Origin of the sequence: Curtobacterium sp. PsM8, from assembly GCF_030433875.1 — a bacterium.
Taxonomy (GTDB): Bacteria; Actinomycetota; Actinomycetes; order Actinomycetales; family Microbacteriaceae; genus Curtobacterium.
This window is the reverse complement of the sequence record NZ_JARUXD010000142.1, coordinates 1-2261: the sequence shown is the minus strand read 5'-3', so window position 1 is coordinate 2261 and position 2261 is coordinate 1. Positions and strand designations below refer to the sequence as shown.

Here is a 2261-nt window from a genome sequence, read left to right as displayed (position 1 = left end):
CCCCGGGCGGGCGCGGGGGGTCAGGCGCCCCGTGGGGGGCGGCGGGTGCGGGGGGGCCGGGGGGCGGGGTGGGCACGCCCCCGCGGGGGGGGGGGGGGGCTCTTCGGGTGTTTCGACTGCCCGGAACGGGCACGTGGGCGATACCAGACTCGAACTGATGACCTCTTCGGTGTGAACGAAGCGCGCTACCAACTGCGCCAATCGCCCGTCGCACTTGCGTGCGGATCGATAGTAGCGGATGTCCGGCCGTGGTCGGAACACCGTCCGTCTGTCGCGCGCGTCGCTGGCCGGGCGGGCGGCCTGGAGGCCCGTGGAGACCCCGCCGATCCGCATGAACCCGGGGGACACGCCCGGTGAACGGAACGGGTTTTGGAGAAACAGCGTGAACTGGGTACAGTTTACGAGTCGCCGCGAGAGCGGGTCGGACAACACCGGTGTGACTCAGGTCAGGCCATGCGGATGTGGCGCAGTGGTAGCGCATCACCTTGCCAAGGTGAGGGTCGCGAGTTCGAATCTCGTCATCCGCTCGAGGTGCCTGTCTTCTCCGGAAGACAGCAACTCTCCAGAAGAGGTATCCCACCGATCGGGTACTACGCCAGACGTGGACCTTGATGGTGGGGTGGCCGAGAGGCGAGGCAGCGGCCTGCAAAGCCGTCCACGCGGGTTCGAATCCCGTCCCCACCTCCAGTCCGCTCCGGCGGAACTCATCTGGGCGATTGGCGCAGCGGTAGCGCGCTTCCCTGACACGGAAGAGGTCACTGGTTCGATCCCAGTATCGCCCACAGAACGAAGACCCCCGGGAAACCGGGGGTTTTCGTGTTTTCCGGCTCCGTTTCGACGTTTTGACGTTGCGACCAGATGCACCCATCGTCTGCTCCGCCACGAAGGAGCACCTGGCTCCTGCGCCACCTGGTGAGGGACTGCCGTGCCGGACACTGCGTAGGCTCGGGACGACCGACGCCGAGGGGGCACCGTGCACAGTGTGACGAACGGGGACGGACGCCTGGTGATGCGGGTCGTCGTCACCCGCCTGCTCGTGGTCGGACTGAGCGCTGCCGTCCTGGGGAGCCTGCTCATCAGCCTGGCCGCCGGGTTCGACTGGCGATCGGTGGCGTTCGGGTCCTCGATCGCCGGCCTCTCCGTCGTGATCACGGCGTTCACGCTGCGGGCGTCGCTCGGGACGAGCTGGTCCAACGGGCGGCGCTTCGGCGACGTCGATGCTCTTCGTCGACTCCGTCGGGCGGTACGGCGCGGTTCCGTGGACGGGCTGACCGAGGACGACCGACGGGTGGCCGGGGAGTACGCCCGCGCGTCGCGGGACTCCATCGTGGTCGATGCGGTGCAGAACGCCGGCCTCGGGCTCTCGATCGGGATGAACCAGTTGGCGCTGATGCTCGGCCGCACCGGGGTGGAGGGGTCCACCGTCGTCCTCTTCATCGCCGCCGTCGGGATCGTCGTCGCCGCGGTCGTCACTGCGCTCGTGCAGGACCGACGCCGCCGCCGGTTCCTCGCGGTCCTCCACACGGTCGACGTCGCGCACCGACAGCCGGCTGCGTGACGGGGGTCGGCCCCTAGCCGTCGACATCCGTCGTGTCCGAGGTCGACCTGCCCGCTCCTCGGAGCAGACACACGCCGAACACCAGGCCACCCCAGACGACTGCGCCCAGCACGACGAGGAACGGTGCAGGCGCACGGGCGGCGCTCAGCAGTGCCGCGACCCACACGGTCGTGATCGCTCCGGTCCCGGCGGTGATGCCACCCAGGACCCCGGCGGCGCCGAGGCGGCTGACGTCGGACGACAGCGGCACGGCGAGCACCGAGCAGAGGACCGCGCCGGCCAACCCCGGCACGAGCAGCGTCCAGAACAGCGACGACGCCGAGCCCCACTGGTCGGCGCCGGCTCCCGACCAGTGCACCGGGATCCGCGTCGGCGCAGCGGTCCACGTCGTCCGCACGAGCACCACCACGAGCGACGGCACCCACGACAGGGCAGCGGCAGCGATCAGCGCCCGGCTCACGCGCAGCCGGGTCGTCCGCAGTCTGTCCGTCGCGGTCACGCCGCCCGCACCCCGCGCTCCACCAGGTCGGTCGTCATGCCCTCCAGCGTGGCACGACTGAACGCCCACGTCACCCGTCGGATCGGTCTCGGTCGCCCGCACCGACGACGGGCCGGGGGGCCCGGGCCCCCGGGGCCCCGGGCGCCCCGCCCGGCGGGGGGGGGGGGCGCGCCCCCCCCCCCGCGCGCCCGCCCCGGGGCGGGC

Annotated in this window: 2 protein-coding genes and 4 tRNA genes; 4 read left to right on the top strand and 2 right to left on the bottom strand. The window is 71.6% G+C overall.

Features of this window, described 5'->3' with window-relative positions; all coding sequences use genetic code 11:
* Positions 1–134: 134 nt before the first annotated feature.
* Positions 135–207, bottom strand: a tRNA-Val gene (locus tag QCD68_RS17130).
* Positions 208–455: 248 nt separating this feature from the next.
* Here QCD68_RS17130 and QCD68_RS17125 point away from each other — a divergent pair.
* From QCD68_RS17125 to QCD68_RS17110, 4 genes are all read left to right on the top strand, one after another.
* Positions 456–527 (top strand) — tRNA-Gly (locus QCD68_RS17125).
* 86 nt (positions 528–613) lie between these two features.
* Positions 614–687 (top strand) — tRNA-Cys (locus QCD68_RS17120).
* A gap of 23 nt (positions 688–710) precedes the next feature.
* A tRNA-Val gene (locus QCD68_RS17115) sits at positions 711–782 on the top strand.
* A 200-nt stretch (positions 783–982) separates the two neighbouring features.
* On the top strand, positions 983–1558 hold the full coding sequence (locus QCD68_RS17110; RefSeq protein WP_301223881.1) for a hypothetical protein: 576 nt from the start codon (positions 983–985) through the stop codon (positions 1556–1558).
* A gap of 13 nt (positions 1559–1571) precedes the next feature.
* Here the strand turns inward: QCD68_RS17110 and QCD68_RS17105 are convergent, their stop codons facing one another.
* Positions 1572–2018 carry a hypothetical protein gene (locus tag QCD68_RS17105; protein ID WP_301223880.1) on the bottom strand — a complete coding sequence of 149 codons (447 nt, stop codon included), beginning with the start codon at positions 2016–2018 and terminating at the stop codon, positions 1572–1574.
* Positions 2019–2261 lie beyond the last annotated feature (243 nt).